Origin of the sequence: Streptomyces sp. NPDC087420, from assembly GCF_044744165.1 — a bacterium.
GTDB lineage: Bacteria > Actinomycetota > Actinomycetes > Streptomycetales > Streptomycetaceae > Streptomyces.
Map to the genome: position 1 here is coordinate 198,921 of NZ_JBIUXU010000012.1, position 19,942 is coordinate 218,862.

The window sequence follows — 19,942 nt, forward strand, 5'->3', positions numbered from 1 at the left end:
CGGTACGTGTCAACAAGGAAGAACCGCAGGCCAACCCGCCTGGCATATGCCACAACGCTGTTTCTCGTGGGGGCGTTCAGGGGGCCGTGGCGGGGGTCGTGGTGTGCGCGCCGGTGTGTCTGCTGAGGTGCTCGAGCACTCGTGGTGTGTGTGCTGGTCGTGTGTTCGCCGTGTTCGCCGTGTGTTCGGCCCCGCACGCCGGTGGCCCCTCCCGGGGGAGGGGCCACCGGCCCGAGGCGCGCCGCCCCCGTCCCCACGGTGCGGCGCGGGTGGACCGTTGTCATCCGCTCTCGGACGACGGTCCACCGGTCATGAGGGCCGGGCGACTCCGGCCAGAACGCCCTCGCGGGCGGTCCGTGTGACGCTCTCGCGGGGCGCCTTCGTGGCGCACGGGCCCGCCCGCAGTCCGAGCGCCGGGAAGATCGCGGCCTCCAGGAAGCGCGCGAGGTAATCCTCGTCCGCGTGCCGGCCCTCCAGCATCGGCCGGGCCCGTACGACCCCGATCAGCTGGGCCGCCACGAACTCCGCCGCCGGGTTGTCGGCGGCGATCTCGCCGCGCGCCACGGCGCGGCGGATCATCGCGTCGATCGCGGCGATCTCCGGCTCGATCAGCGCCTCGCGCAACGCCCGCAGCAGCTCCGGGTTCTGGAGGGCGGCGTGGCTGAGCGCGTGCATCAGCGTCGTGTCACGCCCCGAACCCGCCCCCGCCGTACAGGCCGCCGCGCGCAGGTCGCCCTCCAGGGTGCCGGTGTCGACACTCGCCAGCGCGAGGCAGCGGGTGCCGCGCAGCGCCGCCGCCACGAGCTGCGGCTTCGTACGCCACTGGCGGTAGAGCGTGGACTTCCCGCAGCGCGTGCGCGCGGCGACGCCCTCCATGGTCAGCGCGTCGTACCCGCCTTCTCTGAGCAGGTCGAGAGCGGCCTCGTAGAACTCCAGCTCCCGTTCCGGCGTGATCTTGGAGCGGCGCTGCTGCGGCGTCATCGTCTCTCCTTCTGGATGCCGGATCAGATATCGATCCGGGCGTCGATACGGCAGTGTACCGATACGCCACTGTACCGATACGGATCCGTATCGGTACAGTGGCGTATCGATAGGGCGTGGCACGACCGCGTCACCGCTTCAACGCGCCGTGAGCACCACGCCGTGTCGTCCACGCAAAGGGGTCGGGTGAATGAACGCCCGAATTGGGCCCGCCGAACGGAAGCAGGTACCTTCCGCCCGACCGCCCCTCGTCCGCGAGCTGTTGCTCGTCGTCGGACTCTTCCTCGTCTACAAGCTCGGCAGGCAGGTCGCCGACGGCCGTACGGGGGACGCGTTCAGCAACGCCCACGACGTCTGGAACTTCGAGCGCGCCGTCCGTCTGCCGAGTGAGAGCGCGGTGCAGGGTGCCCTGCTGCACAGCGACACGCTCGTCCACGTCGTGAACACGTACTACGCGACGGTGCACTTCCCGGCCACGGTGCTCTTTCTCGCCTGGCTGTACTGGCGCCGGCCCGTCCATTACGTCTGGTCCCGCCGGGTCCTCACCGCGTTGACCGGGGCCGCGCTCGTCCTGCACCTGCTGGTGCCGCTGGCTCCGCCGCGGATGCTGGCCTCGACGGGCCTGATCGACACCGGGCAGGTGTTCGGCCCGACGGTGTACGGGGCGAGCCCGGAGAGCGACCAGCTGTCGAACCAGTTCGCCGCGATGCCGTCGCTGCACGTCGGGTGGGCGCTGATGGTGGCGGTCGGCCTCATCGCGGCGACCCGTTCGCGGTGGCGCTGGCTGTGGCTGCTGCATCCGCTGATGACGCTGTTCGTGGTGGTGTCCACGGCCAATCACTACTGGCTCGACGCGATCGTGGCGGTGGCGCTGCTGGGGGTGGCGCTGGCGTTCATCCGGCTGCCGAGGCGGGGGTCGCTGATCGTGCGGTCGTCGAAGGACAGGGTTTCCGAGCCGGCGGGGGCGTCCGGCTCGACCCCGGACGGGCGACGCGCGTCCGACGCACCCATCGCACCCGACGTGCCGGTCGCACCCGACGTACCCGACGTGCCGGTCGTACCCGACGTGCCGCACGCACCCCACGCATCCGAAGTACCCGACACATCCGAGGCGCCGGCCTCGACCGGGCCGGACCGGGCCGTTCCACTCGTCTCGTCAGGGGGCACACGATGAACGGCGGAACGCTCGTCGCCGTGGCGCTGTCACTCGTCTCCGCCGTCGCGTACGCCTCCGCGGCCGTGGCCCAGGAGCGGCTGGCCGCGCGTACGGAACCCGGCACCGGACTGCTCACCCTGCTGCGGCGCAGCACGTGGTGGTCGTCGGTCGGACTGAACGCCACCGGCGCGCTGTTGCACGTCGCGGCCCTGACGTACGGGTCGCTCACCGTGGTCCAGCCGCTGGGCGCGCTCACGCTGGTCGCGGCGGTGCCGCTCGGCGCGCGCCGGGCGGGCCGGCAGGTCAGCAGGGGCGAGTGGCGCGGTACGGCGTTCACGCTGGTCGGCCTCGCGATCATCCTGACGACGGCGGCGGGGACCACGCCGGACGAGACGCTGACCCTGCCGCAGGCGCTGGCCGTCGCGGCGGTCGCGATGGCGCTGGTGGCCCTGCTTACCAGGCAGGCGGGCGCACAGCCCGGCCTGCGGAACGCGGCGGCGTCGGGGGTCACGTCGGGCGTCGCCTCGGCCCTGACCCAGACGGTGACGGTGGCCGCGGCGGCACGCAGCTCGAACGCGCTGCCGTTGTGGCAGGCGGCGGGGGTGGCCCTGCTGGTCGCGGCGTTCGCCTCCGGCGGCCTGCTGCTGTCCCAGAAGGCCTACCGCGGCGGCCTCGGCGCCCCGCTCGCGGTCCTCACCCTGGCGAACCCGGTGGCGGCGGCCCTCATAGGCCTGACCCTCCTGGGCGAACGCCTCCAGGGCGGCGCGCTTGGAGTGGTGGCGGCGGCGGTGGGCGCGGTGGTGGCGGCGAGGGGCGTGGTCCTGTTGACACGCACGGCGCCGGGCGCGCCGGAGCCCGCGGCTGCCGGTGTTCCGGACGCGCGGGTGGGCTCGGGCGCGACTGTCGTCCGGGAGACGCTGGAGCCCGTGGGTGTGCCGGATGCGGGGACGGTCCGGGAGATCTCGGGCGCTGTGGATGGCCCGGACGTGCGGTCGGCGGTGGGGATGCCCCGCGTGCCGGATGCGCGGGCGGGCTTGGGCGCGCGTGTCGTCTCGGAGACGCTGGAGCCGGTGGGGGTGTCGGAGGGTCGGGAGGTTCGCGTGCCGGATGCGCGGGCGGGCTCGGGCGCCCGGGTTGGCCCGGAGACGTCGGAGCCCTTGGCTGCCCCGGACTCCGTGGAGGCGCCGGTGGGTCGCGAGGCGCGCGTACCGGATCTGTTCCTGCCCGGCGTACCCGCGCCTGCCGCGCGGAGGGACGGTACGCCGTCCGCCGCCCGAACCACCGGGACGGGGTCGTCGCCGGCGCCCCGGCTCCCGGTTCGAACCACCGTGCGTCGGCTGTCCGCCCCGACGGCCGACGCACGGATGGCCGCACGGCCCGAGGCGGCTTCCGGGCCGCCCGGTCCCGGTTCCATGTCCGCGCCTTCGTCTGCCGGGCGGATGACCGTGGTGCCGCTGAGGCTCCTGCACGCGGGAATCCGTGACGTACCGGCGGCGGCCGGCCGGCCCGAGCCCGCGAACACCGACAAGCGGTCGATACCGTCCCCGTCACCCGCCCACGCCCCTGCGGGGCAGACGCCGGCCGGGCCGCCGGAGGACGCCTCCGAGGCGTCCGTCCGTACGGCTGCCGCGCGGTCCACGGATACCACGGCCCCGCCCGTCAGGTCCGCGCGGATGTGGGTGGTGCCGCTGCGACGACTTCACGCGGTCGCTCCGGACGGCCCGCACGCCCAGGCGGCGGTGCGGGTACCGCACGTACCCCTGCGACCCGCAGAGGCGGCCCCGCCCGCCGACCTCCCGGAGGCACGGCGGACGCCGGTGTCGGCGTCCGGCGCCACGGCGCCCGACGCACCGTCGGATTCTGCTGCGTCGCGCGCCGTCACGGTGCGGGAGGCCGAGACGGCGCCGACTCCCGCCAACCGGGCGCCGGACGCACCCGGGTCGCCCCGCCCGGCAGCGGCGGTCGGTGGCCCGCCGCCCGGCGCGGTCGTCGCGCCGGGCAGCATGGACGACCGCCGGGAGGAGGGGCTTGCGGCTCGTACCCCCGAGGCGGTGGATCGGTCGGACGTGGGTGGGCGGCCCTGGGGCCGTAAGCGTGCCTCTCGGCGGGGCGCGGGCAGGCGCGTCGCCCGGTTCGCCGTTGCCGGGCTCGCTGTGTGGGCCGTGCCCATGCCCGTACCGCTGATGCCCGGTGAGTTCGGTTCCGTCGAGTGGCCCGGGCAGGGGCACCCCACCGCGGCGCCCGGCGAAAGCGCGCGGCGGCGGAAGCGGTGTCGCGCCGGGGCGTGAAGGTGCGCTGTTGGGCCGGTTAAGAAATCCTCGATGGACTGGAGGAGCCGCGCTCGGCAGATTGGGGGCGTGAGCGCCGACCAGCGATCACGGATCAGCTCAGCACCACCCTCACCCCCGGGAGCCACCCCCATGAAGGCACTTGTGAAACAGAAGGCCGAGCCGGGGCTGTGGCTCATGGACGTGCCGGAGCCGGTCACCGGCCCCGGAGACGTACTGATCAAGGTGCTCCGTACCGGTATCTGCGGTACCGACCTGCACATCCGCTCCTGGGACGGCTGGGCCCAGCACGCCGTCACCACCCCCCGCGTCCTCGGCCACGAGTTCGTCGGCGAGGTGGCCGCCCTCGGCTCCGACGTCCAGGACGTCGCCGTCGGCGACCTCGTCAGCGGCGAGGGGCACCTCGTCTGCGGCCGGTGCCGCAACTGTCTCGCCGGCCGCCGCCACCTCTGCCGCAGCACCGTCGGCCTGGGCGTCGGCCGCGACGGCGCGTTCGCCGAGTACGTCGCCCTGCCCGCCTCCAACGTCTGGGTGCACCGCGCCCCCGTCGATCTTGACGTCGCCGCGATCTTCGACCCGTTCGGCAACGCCGTGCACACCGCGCTCTCCTTCCCGCTCGTCGGCGAGGACGTCCTGATCACCGGCGCCGGCCCCATCGGGATCATGGCGGCCGCCGTCGCCCGGCACGCCGGCGCGCGCAACGTAGTGATCACCGACGTCAGCCCGGCCCGCCTCGAACTCGCCCGCAAGGTGGGCGCCACCCTCGCCCTGGACGTCACGCACCACGGCATCGCCGAGGCGCAGCGCCTGCTCGGCCTCAAGGAGGGCTTCGACATCGGCCTGGAGATGTCGGGACGCCCCGAGGCCATGCGGGACATGGTCGACAACATGACCCACGGCGGCCGGATCGCGATGCTGGGCCTGCCCGCCGACGAGTTCGCCGTCGACTGGTCGAAGATCGTCACGTCCATGATCACGATCAAGGGCATCTACGGCCGTGAGATGTACGAGACGTGGTACGCGATGACCGTCCTCCTCGAAGGCGGCCTGGACCTGAGCCCCGTCATCACCGGCAGCTACGGCTACCAGGACTTCGACGCGGCCTTCGACGAGGCCGCGACCGCCCGCAGCGGCAAGATCATTCTCGACTGGACCGTCTGACGGCTGTCCGCACCGTCACGTCCTTCCGCCGGTCCGCCCCGCCCCGCCTCCTTGGAGTCAGTATGTTCACGTCCGTACGGGACGACCTCCGCGCCACTCTCGACGAGATCCGCGACGCCGGTCTCTTCAAGCCCGAGCGGGTGATCTCCACCCCCCAGAACGCCTCCGTCGCCGTCACGGCCGGTGGCGGGCCCGCCGGCGGAGACGTCCTCAACTTCTGCGCCAACAACTACCTCGGCCTCGCCGACCACCCCGAGGTCGTCGCCGCCGCCAAGGACGCGCTCGACCGGTGGGGCTACGGGATGGCGTCCGTGCGCTTCATCTGCGGCACCCAGGAGATCCACAAGGAGCTGGAACAGCGCCTCTCCTCCTTCCTGGGCCAGGAGGACACGATCCTCTACTCCTCCTGCTTCGACGCCAACGGCGGAGTCTTCGAAACCCTCCTCGGCGCCGAGGACGCGGTCATCTCCGACGCGCTCAACCACGCCAGCATCATCGACGGCATCCGGCTCTCCAAGGCGCGCCGCCTGCGCTACGCCAACCGCGACCTCGCCGAGCTGGAGACCCGGCTCAAGGAGTCGCAGGACGCGCGGCGGCGGCTGATCGTCACGGACGGCGTGTTCTCGATGGACGGGTACGTCGCCCCGCTCGCCGAGATCTGCGACCTGGCCGACCGCTACGACGCGATGGTCATGGTGGACGACTCGCACGCGGTCGGCTTCGTCGGCCCCAACGGCCGCGGCACCCCCGAACTGCACGGCGTGATGGACCGCGTCGACATCCTCACCGGCACGCTGGGCAAGGCGCTCGGCGGTGCGTCCGGCGGGTACGTGGCGGCGCGCGCGGAGATCGTCGCGCTGCTGCGCCAGCGGTCCCGCCCGTACCTCTTCTCCAACTCGCTCGCGCCGGTCATCGCCGCCGCGTCCATCAAGGTCCTCGATCTGCTGGAGAGCGCGGGGGAGCTGCGGGACCGGCTCAACGCGAACACCGCGCTCTTCCGTACGAAGATGACCGAAGCCGGCTTCGACGTGCTGCCCGGCGAGCACGCGATCGCGCCCGTCATGATCGGGGACGCGGCGGAGGCGGGGCGGATGGCGGAGCTGCTGCTGGAGCGGGGGGTGTACGTGATCGGGTTCTCGTACCCGGTGGTGCCGATGGGGGCGGCGCGGATTCGGGTGCAGTTGTCCGCGGCGCATTCCACGGGTGACGTGTTGGAAGCGGTCTCGGCGTTCGTTGCGGCGAGGGCGTCGCTTTAAGCTCGCGCCGGTGTCCGTTGCGGTTCGTGTTGTCCTCATTCGCCGGACGCGCTTGATTGTGCGTTTGCCCGGTGCGCGGGCGCGGCTTACCGATGTCCTCAATCGCCGGACGGGCTTGATTTTGCCCGCTGCGGCCCGGTGGCCAGGGTGCGGGTCGGTTGCCGGGGGCCGGGCAGGGGTCGTGTCCTGCACTGCATGTTTTACGTCGCGTTCAGCACCTTGTTTTAGCAACGGTCGCCATGCGACACAAAACACGCTCTACGTTCCGGACACGACCCCTGCCCGTCCCCCTTCCAGGCCCGCGCCAAGACACACATCCAGCCCTCCGGCGATTGAGGACATCGGTAAGCCGCGCCCACCACCGGGCGGCAGAGGCGCCGGGGCGGGCGGGGTCGTTCGCTGTCCCCGGCGGCGTGAGGGGGGTGGGGTCGGAGGAGGTGCGTGTGTCCGGACGTAGAGCGTGTTTTGTGTCGCATGGCGACCGTTGCTAATTGGACCGGTTGAACGCGACGTAAAACATGCAGTCCGGACATACGCGCCTCCGGAGGCCCCGCCCCCCGTCACCACGGCACACCCAAGCCCGTCCGGCGATTGAGGACATCGGTAACCGCAACCACACGCCGGGCGAAACGCAGACGCCCGTCCGGCACCAGGACACCGCGGCCGTAACCTGGACCCCGTGATCGACCCCCGGCGGCTGCGGATTCTGCGGGCCGTGGCGGACCACCGTACGGTGACCGCCGCGGGTGCCGCGCTGTACCTCACCCCCTCCGCCGTCTCGCAGCAGCTCGCCGCCCTGGAGCAGGAGACCGGGCACACGCTCCTCACCCGCAGCGGCCGGGGCGTACGGCTGACCGCCGCCGGCGAGATCCTGCTCGCGCACGCGCACGCCGTCCTCGCCCAGCTGGAGCGCGCCGAGGCCGAGCTCGCGGCGTACGCCGGTGGGGCCGCCGGGGAGGTGACCGTCGCCGCGTTCGCGACCGGGATCGCCGAGGTGCTGGCCCCGGCGCTCCGGGAGCTGGCCGGGCTGCACCCGGACATACGGGTACGGGTCCGGGACGCCGAGGGCGACGAGAGCCTGCCGATGGTGCTGGACGGCCAGGCGGATCTCGCGGTCGCCGTCGAGTACCGGGGCGCCCCCCGCGAGGACGACCTGCGGCTGTCCCGCGTGCCGCTGTACGCGGAGCCGTTCGACGCGGTCCTGCCCGCCGCGCATCCGCTCGGTCTCGGCGCGCGTGTGGTCCTCGCCGAGCTGGCAGACAGCGACTGGATCGGCCCCTACCCGGGCAACCCCTGTCACGACGTGATGCAGCTGGCCTGCGAGCTGGCCGGGTTCCAGCCGCGCCTCGTGCACTCCTCGGACGACTTCCACGCCGTCGTCGCGCTCGCGGGCGCCGGCGCCGGGGTCGCGCTGGTGCCGCGGTCCGCGCTGCGCGGCATGGACCTGAAGGGCACGGTCGTCCGCCCGGTGGCGGGTCCCGCCGCCACGCGCCGGGTCTTCGCCGCGGTCCGGCGCGGGGCCGAGGACCATCCCCTGATCCGTCCCGTACTGGATTCCCTGGTCCGGGCGGCCGCCGGCCTCACCACCGGTTGATCCCGGTTGATATCCTTTTGGTGTGAATGTGACTTTTGTCACCTGTGAAATGTGACCTATCGGGCCTGTACTCCACGTTTACCTCTATATGGCCAAACCAGTCGCGAGCGACGAGATCCACGGACCGGCGATCTTCGGCCTGCGCCCGGCCGATGAGCTGGTGCGGAAGTACCGGGCGGACGGCGTCTGGCGTGACGTCGGCCCGCTGGACGACCTGCGCCGCTGGCGGGAGCTGATCCCCGACGCGCCCGCGGTGATCGCCTACCGCTCGGGCGCCGGGATGCGCAGGCTGACGTACAGCGAGTACGCGCGCTACGTCGAGCGCTTCGCCGGAGCCCTGCACGAGCTGGGCGTGCGGCCGGGTCACGTCGTCGCGATCCAGCTGCCCAACTGGTGGCAGCTGAGCGCGCTGATGCTGGCCTGCGTCCGGGTGGGCGCGGTGATGGCGCCGGTCATGCCGACCATCGGCGCGCGCGAGCTGGAGCGGACCCTCGCCCGGGTGGGCGCGAGTGTCTGTGTGACGGCCGATCGCTGGGCGGGGACCGAGCACGCGGAGGCGCTGTCGAAGATGGCCCCCCGCCTGCCGCGGCTGCGCCACCGCGTGGTGCTGGGCGAGAGCGCCCCGGGGAGCGAGGTGGACTTCGTCCGCCATTTCGAGGAGACGCCGTGGGAGCGCCGCCACCCGATGGTGGTGAGCGAGTCGAACGAGGACCCCGACCGGGGCGCCGTCGTCCTCTTCACCTCGGGCAACTCCGGAGAGCCCAAGGGAGTGCTGCACAGCTTCAACACACTGCACGCGGGCGCGTTCCCCGTGGTCGAGGCGGAGGGGATCGACTCGCACGACCGGATCTTCACCCCGCAGGCGCAGCCGCACGTCTTCGGGATGATCTACGGAGTGCTCGTCCCGCTGCTGGCGGGCGGCGCGTCCGTCGTGTCCGACGTGTGGAGGCCGCACGACATCCCGGAGATGCTCATCGACAGCGAGGCCACGGTCTTCGCCGGCGCGCCGTCCTACCTGGCGGCCCTGGTCACCGCGACCGAGAACGCGCGGGAGAAGGCTCCGCTGCGGCTCCTGTTCAGCGGCGCGACCAGCGTCCCGGGCCAGCTGGTGTCGGCGGTGCCCCGGATCTGGGGCGTGCCGCTGCGGACACTGTGGGGGATGACGGAAGTACCGGGCCACACCTGGACACGGGCGGACGACCCGCCGCTCTGGGGCGCGCACAGCGACGGCAGCCCGGGGCCGGGGCTCGAAATGGACTTCAGACGGAACGATCCCGAGGAGGGGGCCGGGGGCGCGAGTGTGCCGGACGGGGGTGCGCCCGACGGACCGTGGAGCGCCGAGCGGCCCGCGCGGCTGTTCGTACGGGGCGGTGGGGTCGCGCTCGCCACGCTGGGCCGTGACAGCGGACGGCTCCGGGTCGTGGCCGAGCACGACGACGGCTGGTACGACACCGGGGACCTGGCCATCCCCGACGGGCGGGGCGGACTGCGCATCATCAGCCGTGAGGTGGACCGTATCGGCGGTACGTTCATGATTCCGGTCAACGACGTCGAGACCGAGCTGCTGGACCACCCCGGGGTCGCCGAGGTGGCCCTCATCGGCTACCCGGACGGCGAGGGCGGCGAGCTGGCCTGCGCGGTGGTCGTCCCGAAATCGCCGGCGCTGACCCTGGGCGAACTGCGGGAGTTCCTCACGGACCGGGGCATGACCGAGTGGTACCAGCCGAGCCGCCTGGAACTCATCAAGGCCCTGCCGCGCAACTCCATCGGCAAGGTCCTCAAGGCTCCGCTGCGCGGCTGGCTCTACGGCGGAGGGCACGGCGGAGGCCCGCACCCGGAGGCTCCCGGCGCTCAAGAGTGACCGGAGGCCCGCTCAATCCGGCCGTCGCCGGCGAAACTGATCTAACCATTCCGCAACGAAGATTCGTGTGGCTGATGCTCCGTCAAGTCGGCGCGCAGGAAGGCTCGTAGGCATTCCGGGAGACGTCGGCAGCCACCTCGCAAAGCGCCGCTGCGCTGGGCAGGCATGATTTCGGGCGGGCGGCTCCGGTCATTCCGATTAGCCTCCGGGACCGCCGCCCTCCGGGTCTGGGCGACCGGTTTTCGCCGTGCGCGCTCCGGGTGGGACATGCGTTTCCCGGTCGTGCAGGCGTTCGTTGCCACGGGCTACGGCCTAGGATCAGGCCGCGCCGCTGGGGCCCCCTCCGCCCCATCCGTAACGATGGACCAGCGTCCTCACCGACCCCCCGCCACCACCCGTTAAACAGGTATCTGCATGTTATTGATACTCAGCACCGGTTCCGGCGACGGAGCCGCACAGTGAAAATCAATCGGCGTCTCGCCCTGCTCGTCACCGCGCCTCTCACCGTGGCCGTCGCCTTCTCGGGACTGGCTCTCGCACCCGCGACCAACCAGGCGCTCCAGGCCGACCGGTTGACCAAGATGGTCGATGTCGCTGCCGACGCGGGAGAGTTGACCCACCAGTTGCAGCGTGAGCGGGCGGCGGCCACCGCGCTGGTCTCCGCACAGGGAGACGCGGAGGCGTTCCAGAACAGTTCCCAGGCGACCGACAGAAGTGTCGCCGCGTTCCGCGAGCAGACCGGCCGCCTGTCCGAGGTGCCCGGCAACGCACAGGCCGCGCTGGACCGGATCCAGCGCTTCATCGACGACCTTCCCTCGCTGCGCGCCCAGGTGCGCTCCGGCGGCAGCACCATCTCGGCCCTCGCCTTCGGGTACCGGACCGTGATCGCCGACCTCAACAGCTACCGCGACGGCATCGCGCAGGCGGACGGTGTCGACGCCGACATCGCCGACCGGATCCGCGCCGCGGCCGCCCTGTCCGAGGCGGCCGAGTACTCGGCCCAGCGGCAGGTCACGGTGATGAGGGCGCAGGCCGCGGGCGGCTTCACCACCGCCTCGCAGCGGACCTTCGAGGCCGGCGGCCTCGGTTACACCGAGTCGATCGGTGTGCTCTTCGACCTCGGCCCCGGCCAGTGGCGGACCTGGCTGGAGCGCACCCTCTCCGGCGCCAAGGCGTTCGAAGCCCGGCGGCTTGAGGACGAGATCGGCCGTACGGGGACCAGCGCGGCCATCGGGGTCACCCCGGCCGAGTGGCAGAAGGCCTCCAACGACCGTCTGAAACTGCTGCGTTCGGTGGAGGAGCGGATCGACGGGTCCGTCCTCGCGACGGTCTCCGACGCGCGCACCACGCTCGTCCGGACAGCCGGGGCCGAGATCGCCCTGGTGTTGCTGACCCTGGTCGGCGCCGTCATCGTGGCCGTCCGCCTGGGCCGTGTCATGATCCGGCGGCTGAGCGACCTGCGCAACGCCGCGCACGAGGTCGCCCACACCGGGCTCCCCGCTGTGATGAGCGAACTGTCCCGGCCCGGCGCGCTGAGCGGCGCGACACCCGAGGAGGTCGCCCTGCGGAGCGGCAACCCGGTGCGGACCACGGGCGCGGACGAGATCGGCGAGGTCGGTGAGGCGTTCAACGCCGTGCACCACGAAGCTGTCCGTCTGGCGGCCCAACAGGCGCATATCCACGAGCAGTTCGCGGAGACTCTGGTCGGTGTCGCGCGGAGGGGCGCGCAGTTGACCACCGTCATGGTGTCCGAGCTGGACACGGTGCAGCGCGACGAGGCCGATCCCGAGCGGATGAAGGTCCTCTTCGCCCTCGACCACCTCGCCATCCGCATGGAACGCAACACCAACAGCCTTCTGGTGCTGGGTGGTTACGGACACGCCCGGGTGCGGTCGCAGGACATCGACTGCGCCAGTGTCATCATGGCCGCCGCCCAGCAGATCGAGCGCTTCGACCGGGTGTCGCTCGGGGTGGTCGACGCGGAGATCGGCATCGCCGCCCGCGCCGTGCACGACGTGGCACACATCCTGGCCGAACTCCTCGACAACGCGACCCGGTTCTCGCCTCCGGACAAGCCCGTCGGGGTCGCCGTGTGGCGGCTGTGGGACCGGGCCGTCGTACAGATCGTCGACGAGGGAGTGGGCATCACCGCGGAGCGCCGCGCGCGCTTCAACGCCGCGCTGCGCGAGCCGCGGTCGGGCATCGGAGACGTACGGTCCATGGGGCTGCACGTGGTGGCACGGCTCGCCGCGCGCCATGGCATCGTTGTCGAATTGTGCGACTCGTCCGGCCCCGGCACCATCGCCGAGGTCGCCCTCCCCATCAACGTGCTGGCCCCGGTCCCTCAGAAGACCGCGCCGCCGCGGAGCACGCCCGTCAGGGACCGTACCGACGGCGGCCGTACCAACGGGGCGCGGTACGAGGCGCCCCGTCCGGTCGCCCGGCCCGCCGCCGGAGGCAACGGGGCCCGCGGTGGCACCTCGGGCGCCGGCGTCCGCGAGCCCGTCACCACACGGGCCCGGTCTTCGATACGCGACGAGCCGGTGTCGCGCATCGCCGGGGTCAGCCCCTCGGGGCTGCCCCTGCGGGAGCGCAACACGCCGCAGCAGTGGCCCACCCTGGGCAGACGGGACGGCGCCGAACAGCGTCCCGGCGCCGCCTCGCCCCGGCCCGCGCCCCGCCGCCGCGACTCCCGGCACGTCTCCGACGTCCTGGCGGCCTACGCCCAGGGGATCAACAGGAGCACCAACCAGCGCGGGCGTTCCTCCGCCGACGACACCACCGAACGGAGCAAGGGAAAATGACCTCACCGGCCGACCTGAGCTGGATCCTGAGCAGTTTCGCCGGACGGATCCCGGAGGTCACCCAGGTGATAGCCGTGTCCGTGGACGGACTGGCACTGGCCTTCACCGGTGTGGACCGGGACGACGCCGACCGGCTGGCCGCCATCGCCTCCGGAGTGGTCAACCTGCTGTCAGCGGCTGCCGAGTTGACGAACACCTATCCCGTCGAGCACAGCCTGACGGCGATGGAGGGCGGCTACATGTTCTCGATGGCCGTCTCCAGTGGCGCCTCGCTGCTGGTCACCACGACCAGGGACGCGGACATCGGTGAGGTCAGCTACATGATGTCCGAGCTGATCAACCAGGTCGGCGACTCGCTGTCCCCGCAGGTCCGCGACCCGAACCCGGAGCTTTCGCGCTGATCGCCGGGCCGTTCCGCCCTTCCTGGCCGTCCTGAGCCTTCTGACCGCCCTGACCTTCCTGCCCGTCCTGACAGTCCTGCCCGTTCTAATGAGTGAGAGTCCTTATGTTCTTCGACCTGTCCCCCTCGCGCCGCCGCAGACTCCGGCCGGCGGGCGCCGCCGCCCTCGCCCTCGGCCTGGCGGCTGTCACCGGGTGCAGCAGCGAAAGCGGCGCCGGTGACACCACCGTGAAGGTCGGCCTGGTGGCCTCGCTGTCCGGTACGTACAAGGCGGTCGGCACCGACCTGCGGGCCGGCTTCGAGCTGTACCTGAACACCCACGACGGCAAGCTGGGCGGCCGGAAGGTCGAGCTCATCGTGGCGGACGAGGGCGACGGCCCGCCGACCGCCGTTCCCGCCGCCACCAAGCTGGTCAAGAAGGACAAGGTCGACGCGCTCACCGGCCTCGTCAGCGGTGGCTCGGTCAACGCGGTGCTGCCGCTGATCAGCCAGGCCAAGATCCCGTTCCTCGGGTCGAACGGCCGGCCGCCCGTGAAGGACCTCGAGTACGTGTGGACGACGAGCTTCCTTTCCGACGAGCCGGGCAAGGCCATCGCCCCGTACGTCAAGGAGAAGGTCGACGGCCCGGTCTACGCGATCGGCCCCGACTACCAGGGCGGCTACGACGAACTCCGCGGCTTCACCGAGGAGTTCAAGCGCGTCAAGGGCGAACTCGCCAACCCCGACGGCAAGACGGCCTGGACGCCGTTCCCGAAGACCACCAACTTCATGCCGTACTTCGCGGAGATCGCCAAGACGGACGCCAAAGCGGTGTATTGCTTCTACGCCGGCAAGGCCGCGATCGACTTCGCCAAGCAGTACGCGCAGTCCGACATCGCCGATCTCCCGCTGTACACGGCCTTCGTCACCGAGGGCAGTGTGCTCCAGGCCCAGGGCGACGCGGCGAAGGACATCTACTCCGTCCTGAACTACGCGCCCGACCTCGACAACGCGGCCAACCGCAAGTTCGCCGCCGACTGGACGGCCGAGCACGACACGCAGCCCACCACGTACGCGATGGCGTCCTACGACGCGGCCGCCGTACTGGACAAGGCGATCGCCGACGCCGCGAAGGCCGGGGACGTGACGCCGGGGACCATCAACAAGGCCATCGCGGACCTGGGCCAGATCGACAGCCCGCGCGGGGCCTGGGAGTTCAGCGACAAGGCGCACGCGCCGGTGCAGACCTGGTACCTGCGTCAGGTACGGCCGGACGGCAACCAGCTCGCGAACGTCATGGTCCAGGACCTGGCCACGCTCGGCGGCTGACATGGAACTGCTCGATGCCCACCTCATACCGGCGGTGGACGGCGTGGCCTACGGGCTGCTGCTGTTCGTGGTCGCCGCCGGCCTGAGCCTCGCCTTCGGCACCGCGGGCGTGCTGAACCTGTCCCACGGCACGCTGTACGCGATCGGCGCCTACACGGGGGCCGAGTTGAGCGACGGGACCTGGGGCGGACTCGCCCTCGGGCTGGTGGCCGGCACCGCGGCGGCGTGCGCCGCCGGGGCCGGGCTGTCGGCCGCGACGGCCCCGCTCGCCCGGCGTGGGCATCTCGCACAGGCACTGCTGACGTTCGGGCTCGCCCTGATCGGCGGTGATCTGCTCATCCAGCTCTTCGGGGCGGACGAGCTCCCGGTGCGTGTCCCCGAGGCGCTCGACTCCTCGGTGACCCTGCTGGGCCACCGGTACCCCGCGTACCGGCTCTGCTTCATCGTGATGGCCGTACTGCTCGCCGCTCTCGGTACGTGGGTGCTGACCCGGACCCGGGTGGGCGCGGCGGTACGGGCCGCCGCCGACGATCCGCAGATGCTCGCGGCCACCGGCCACAACCCCCGGGCGGTGCACACCGGCGTCCTCGCGGCGGCGGGCGCGCTGGCCGGCGCGGCGGGCGTGCTCGGGGCGCCGATCATCGGCCCGGGGCCCGGCACGTCCGAGAACGTGCTGATGCTGTCCCTCGTGGTGGTCGTGCTCGGCGGGCTGCGCTCGCTGTGGGCGACGTTCTTCGCGGCGATCGCGGTCGGGGAGGTGCAGACGCTGGGCGTCTCGGTGGCGCCGGACCTGGCGCCGTACCTGCTCTTCGCCGCGATGGCGGCGGTCCTGGTGCTCCGCTCCCGCTTCGCGGAGCCGGCGACCGCGCACGGCCCACAGGGACCGTCCGCCGACCCGGTGGCCCGGCTCCGCCGCCACCTCGCCGCGCGGCTGCGCCCGCGCGGGGGGTCGCCGGCGGGGGCGGTCCCGCCCGGTCCGGAGCCCGCATCCGAGCCGGCCGTGGGACCGACGGACAGTCAGGACGGCACGACGTCCGGCACGGCGTACGGCCGTTCGGCCGGTCCGGTGGCCGCGCCCGGCAGGAGCGCCGGCGCGTTCACAGCGGTCGGACGGCTTGCGCGCGGGGCCGCGTGGCGGCGGGCCGTCCCGCCGCTCGTCCTGCTCGCGGTGCTGTTCACGCTGCCGGGGATCCTGGACCCGTACAGCATCTCGCTGGCCGGGTCCGCGCTGGCCCTGGGGCTGCTCGCCGTCAGTGTCACCGTCCTCACCGGCTACGCCGGTCTGCCCACCCTCGGGCAGACCGCGCCGTTCGCCGTGGGCGCGTACACCACCGCGAACCTCGCGCTCGCCGGATGGACCATGGGCCCCGTGCAGATCGTCCTCTCGGCACTCGCCGCTGCGGTCTTCTCCGCCGTGACGGGGCCCGCCGTGATCCGGGCCCGTGGCACCACCGTGCTGATGATCACGCTGGCCATCGGCGAACTGACCGGCGCGGTCATCAACCAGTTCAAGTCCGTCACCGGCGGCGCCGACGGGCTCGTCGGCTTCCCGGCCACCCAGGCGCTGTGGGGCGGCGAGGGGATGACCGGGGAGAGCGACGTCTACCGCTACGCGCTGGTCGTCGCCGCCGTCGCCGTCGCCGTCACCCTGCTCGTGCTGCGCTCCCCGGCCGGGAAACTGCTGACCGGCACTCGGGGCGCCGAGGCCCGGATGCGCGCCTCCGGGCACCCGGTGGGGCGCTACCTGCTGGTCGCGTACATCTGCGCCGGGGCGCTGGCCGGGGTCGGCGGCTCGCTGATGGTCACCGTGCAGCAGTACCTCTCTCCCGCCGACGCGGGCTTCGAGATCGCCGCGTTCGCCCTGCTGGCGGCCGTCATCGGCGGTGGTACGTCGGTGATCGGCGCTCTGGCGGGCGCCGGGCTCATCGTCATCACCCGTGATCTGGTGGCCAGTTCGTGGCCCGGGCACGGGCCGCTGCTGCTCGGTGTCCTGTTCGTCGCCGCCGTATACCTGCTGCCGCGCGGGCTGGCCGGCCTGTTCGGCGGACCCGGCGGACCCGGCGGGGCCCGGCGCGGACCCGGCGGTCCCGCGCCCCGCGAGCGGCCCGCCGCCACCGCCACCCCCGCCCCGTCCCCCGCCGGGAAGGCCGCCCCATGACGCCCACACCGACCGCCGCACCGGCATCCCCGCTGCTGGACCTCACCGGTCTCACCCGCAGGTACGGCAGCCTCACCGCCGTCGACGACGTCAGCCTGCGGCTGCCCGCCGGAGCCCGGCACGCCGTCATCGGCCCCAACGGCGCCGGCAAGACCACCCTGCTCAACCTCATCGCGGGTACCGACAGGCCCGACCGGGGCACCATCGTCCTGGACGGCGCGGACATCACCCGTACCGCCACCGTCCGGCGCAGCCGCCTCGGGGTCGCCCGCAGCTTCCAGCAGCCATCTGTGATGGCCGAGTTGACCGTCCTGGACAACGTCGTACTGGCGGGCTGGCCACACCACCCCGCCCGCCGCGGCGCCTGGCGCAGCCCGTCCCGCCTCCGGCGGCACACCGAGTCGGCGGGCCGCCATCTGGAGGCCGTGGGTCTCGCGGACCTCGCCCACCGGCCGGCCTCCGTCCTCTCCCACGGACAGCGCCGCATGCTCGACCTTGCCGCGGCGCTGGCGGGTGACCCCCGCCTGCTGCTCCTGGACGAGCCGGCGGCCGGGCTGACGGACGGCGACATCGGCCGGCTGCTCGGTGTCCTCGGGGGGCTGCCGGAGAGCGTCGCGATCATCCTGGTCGAGCACCATGTGGAGGTCGTCGCCCAACTCGCCACTACCGTCACCGTCCTGGCGGCCGGGCGGGTGCTCGTCACCGGTCCGGTCCAGGAGGCGCTCGCCCACCCCGAGGTCCGCGAGGCGTACCACAGCACCGGCGCGAAAGGATGACCGACCTCCGATGCTCGAACTCACCGGCCTGACCGCCGGCTACGACGGCGGCACCGTCCTGCACGGTCTCGACCTGTCGGTGCCCGCCGGCACGGTCCACGCCGTCGTCGGCCACAACGGGGCGGGCAAGACGACTCTCGTCCACACCGTCGCCGGACTGATGCGGCCCAGCGCCGGCACCGTACGGCTCGGCGGCCGGGACATGACGGGGCAGCCCGCACACCGGATGGCCCGCGCCGGGATCGGTCTCGTACCGCAGGGCCGCCGGGTGTTCGCGGGGCTCACCGTCGCCGAGCACCTGCGGCTGTCCTACCGGCCGCCCCGCCGTGGCGACACCACCCGCCCCAGTGTGTGGACACCCGCGCGCGTCCTGGAACTGCTGCCCCGGCTGGGCGAGCGCCGGGGCAACCGGGGGGCGGACCTGTCCGGGGGCGAGCAGCAGATGCTGGCCCTGGCCCGCGCCCTGCTCGGCTCGCCCGGCGTGCTGCTGCTCGACGAGCCGACGGAGGGCCTCGCGCCCCAACTCGTCCGGCAGGTGCACTCGTTGATCGCCACACTCGCGGACGAGGGCCTCGCCGTCCTGCTGGTGTCCCCCAGCCCGGCGCAGGCCGCCGAGTGCGCCCGTACGCTCACGGTCCTCACCTCGGGGCGCACGACGCTGCGGCTGGACGGCGCGGACGCCCGGGCCGACGCCACCGCGCTGCACGCGGCACTCGAACTCGCGCCGACGGCGAACTGAGCCGCCGGGGGCGGGGCCACCCGCCCCCGGCGCGCTCCGGGCCTTGCCCGGCCCCTGCCCTACCGGGGCTTGATGCTGTGGCCGCCGAAGCCACTGCGCCGGTCGGAGCCCTTGTTCTGGTCCTGCCACCACGAGTCGAACTCCGGCTGTCCCATGGCGGACCAGTCCGGTGTGTTCTCGACCTGCGCGGCGCCCATCCTGCGGGCGAGGGCGACCATCGCCGGCCCGACCCCGCCGCGCTCGGCGTCGTACCTCTCCAGGACCTCTTTCCAACTGCTCCCGCCCGCCCAGGCGGCCTCCAGCGCGTTGGCGTCCTGGAGCGCCTTCACACTGCCGGCGCCGATGTGCGGCCGGGTGACGCTGGCGGCGTCGCCGACGAGCGCCATCCGTCCGGAGGTGTAGTGCGGCACCTCCACGTCGTAGATGGGCTGGATGAAGGTGGACCCGACGGGGGTACGGAGCAGCTTGGCCGCCCAGTACGGCGGGAAGTGCTCGGTCACCAGGGCGTGCAGGTGCGCGGCGAGTTCCGGGCCCAGCCGCCCCGGCGGTACGGAGCCGGTGGCGTCGCGGTCCGCGGTGTACGGGTCCGGGGTGAGGCCGTCGGCCGGCGGGGGCGTGGTGTAGAGAATCCAGTTGAGCCGGTGGCCGCCGGCGACGTCCGGGATCCGGTAGGCCATGCAGTGGCCGCCGGGAAAGACGATGTTGTGCGCGTCGTACCCGTCCGAGGGAAGGTCGGCGACGTCCGACGACGTACCGCGCCAGCCGATGTACCCGGCGTACGCCGCGCGGACACCGGGGAACATGGCCTCGCGGATCACCGAGCGGTACCCGTCGGCCCCGATCACCACGTCGAAGTGCTCCTCGTACCCGTCCGCGAGCCGTAACGTCACCCCGTCGGCGTCCGGCTCGACCGCGGTGACCGTCGCGCCGGACCGGTAGGACACGTCGTCGGGCACCCGGCGGCGCAGCTCGCTCCACAGGGATCCCCAGTTGTACGCGCGGAAGGGGAACGGCTGCTCCCCGACCACCCGGCCGTGGTCCGCCTCGCCGACGCGCGTGCTCCACACCCGGCGGGTCAGTGGTGCCCAGGGAATCTCGGGGGCCAGATAACCGGCGTTCCGCAGCTCCTCGTACCGGTCGTCGTGCAGCCCGATCCCCACCCCCCTGTCACGCAGCCGGTCGTCGGCCCGCTCGAAGACGGTGATCCTCCCGGCCCCGCCGCGCGACGCGGCCAAGGCCGCGGCACACCCCGCTATGCTGCCGCCGACCACGGCGACGCTGCCTCCACGCATGACTGGCCTTTCCTCACTCGGTCACTCGATGTTCCGGTCACCGTTCCGCGCGCTGCCGCGTCGGCGTGACAGGACGTAACTCCGCCTAGAGCAAGGCGTGTTGACCCGGCCAAGCGCGGCCGGGCCCCGTGGCGGGATCCTATCGAGGAGCGACGGGCCGGGGGCGGC

The 19,942-nt window shown here is 72.8% G+C and carries 13 protein-coding genes and 1 pseudogene; 12 read left to right on the forward strand and 2 right to left on the reverse strand.

Annotation, left to right across the window (positions count from 1 at the left end; all coding sequences use genetic code 11):
• Positions 1-309: 309 nt before the first annotated feature.
• Positions 310-981: a TetR/AcrR family transcriptional regulator gene (locus tag ACIO1C_RS25465; RefSeq protein ID WP_401867171.1), complete on the reverse strand. Its 672-nt coding sequence runs from the start codon at positions 979-981 to the stop codon at positions 310-312.
• A 190-nt stretch (positions 982-1,171) separates the two neighbouring features.
• On the opposite strand from ACIO1C_RS25465, the gene ACIO1C_RS25470 reads away from it, so the two are divergent.
• The 12 genes and pseudogenes from ACIO1C_RS25470 to ACIO1C_RS25525 all read left to right on the forward strand — a co-directional run bounded on the left by ACIO1C_RS25470 (position 1,172) and on the right by ACIO1C_RS25525 (position 18,482).
• Positions 1,172-2,155 (forward strand): phosphatase PAP2 family protein, encoded by a 984-nt coding sequence (locus ACIO1C_RS25470; protein ID WP_401867173.1) that lies wholly within the window; start codon positions 1,172-1,174, stop codon positions 2,153-2,155.
• Positions 2,152-3,075, forward strand: a pseudogene (locus tag ACIO1C_RS25475) (DMT family transporter); the annotation flags it as partial. The gene ACIO1C_RS25470 and the pseudogene ACIO1C_RS25475, both read left to right, overlap by 4 nt.
• A gap of 1,482 nt (positions 3,076-4,557) precedes the next feature.
• Entirely contained in the window at positions 4,558-5,586 is a 1,029-nt protein-coding gene (gene tdh, locus ACIO1C_RS25480; RefSeq protein ID WP_401867175.1) for an L-threonine 3-dehydrogenase, read from the forward strand.
• A 62-nt stretch (positions 5,587-5,648) separates the two neighbouring features.
• Positions 5,649-6,842, forward strand: a complete 1,194-nt coding sequence (locus tag ACIO1C_RS25485) for a glycine C-acetyltransferase (protein WP_401867177.1) — start codon at positions 5,649-5,651, stop codon at positions 6,840-6,842.
• 679 nt (positions 6,843-7,521) lie between these two features.
• Entirely contained in the window at positions 7,522-8,436 is a 915-nt protein-coding gene (locus ACIO1C_RS25490; protein ID WP_401867179.1) for a LysR family transcriptional regulator, read from the forward strand.
• Between the two features lie 88 nt (positions 8,437-8,524).
• On the forward strand, positions 8,525-10,297 hold the full coding sequence (locus ACIO1C_RS25495; RefSeq protein ID WP_401867181.1) for an AMP-binding protein: 1,773 nt from the start codon (positions 8,525-8,527) through the stop codon (positions 10,295-10,297).
• Positions 10,298-10,755: 458 nt separating this feature from the next.
• The gene (locus ACIO1C_RS25500) at positions 10,756-13,101 is read left to right on the forward strand and encodes a nitrate- and nitrite sensing domain-containing protein (protein WP_401867183.1); all 2,346 of its coding nucleotides are present in this window, start codon (positions 10,756-10,758) and stop codon (positions 13,099-13,101) included.
• Positions 13,098-13,502 carry a roadblock/LC7 domain-containing protein gene (locus ACIO1C_RS25505; protein ID WP_401867185.1) on the forward strand — a complete coding sequence of 135 codons (405 nt, stop codon included), beginning with the start codon at positions 13,098-13,100 and terminating at the stop codon, positions 13,500-13,502. The genes ACIO1C_RS25500 and ACIO1C_RS25505 overlap by 4 nt, the downstream gene beginning before the upstream one ends.
• A gap of 104 nt (positions 13,503-13,606) precedes the next feature.
• Entirely contained in the window at positions 13,607-14,809 is a 1,203-nt protein-coding gene (locus ACIO1C_RS25510) for an ABC transporter substrate-binding protein (protein WP_401867187.1), read from the forward strand.
• Position 14,810: 1 nt separating this feature from the next.
• Positions 14,811-16,967 carry a branched-chain amino acid ABC transporter permease gene (locus ACIO1C_RS25515; protein WP_401867189.1) on the forward strand — a complete coding sequence of 719 codons (2,157 nt, stop codon included), beginning with the start codon at positions 14,811-14,813 and terminating at the stop codon, positions 16,965-16,967.
• Positions 16,964-17,743 carry an ABC transporter ATP-binding protein gene (locus ACIO1C_RS25520; RefSeq protein WP_401867191.1) on the forward strand — a complete coding sequence of 260 codons (780 nt, stop codon included), beginning with the start codon at positions 16,964-16,966 and terminating at the stop codon, positions 17,741-17,743. Before ACIO1C_RS25515 ends, ACIO1C_RS25520 begins: the two co-directional genes overlap by 4 nt.
• Before the next feature lie 10 nt (positions 17,744-17,753).
• Positions 17,754-18,482, forward strand: coding sequence for an ABC transporter ATP-binding protein (locus tag ACIO1C_RS25525; RefSeq protein ID WP_401867193.1), 729 nt, complete (start codon positions 17,754-17,756; stop codon positions 18,480-18,482).
• Positions 18,483-18,541: 59 nt separating this feature from the next.
• On the opposite strand, the gene ACIO1C_RS25530 is transcribed toward ACIO1C_RS25525, so the two are convergent.
• Positions 18,542-19,774: an FAD-dependent monooxygenase gene (locus ACIO1C_RS25530; RefSeq protein WP_401867194.1), complete on the reverse strand. Its 1,233-nt coding sequence runs from the start codon at positions 19,772-19,774 to the stop codon at positions 18,542-18,544.
• Positions 19,775-19,942 lie beyond the last annotated feature (168 nt).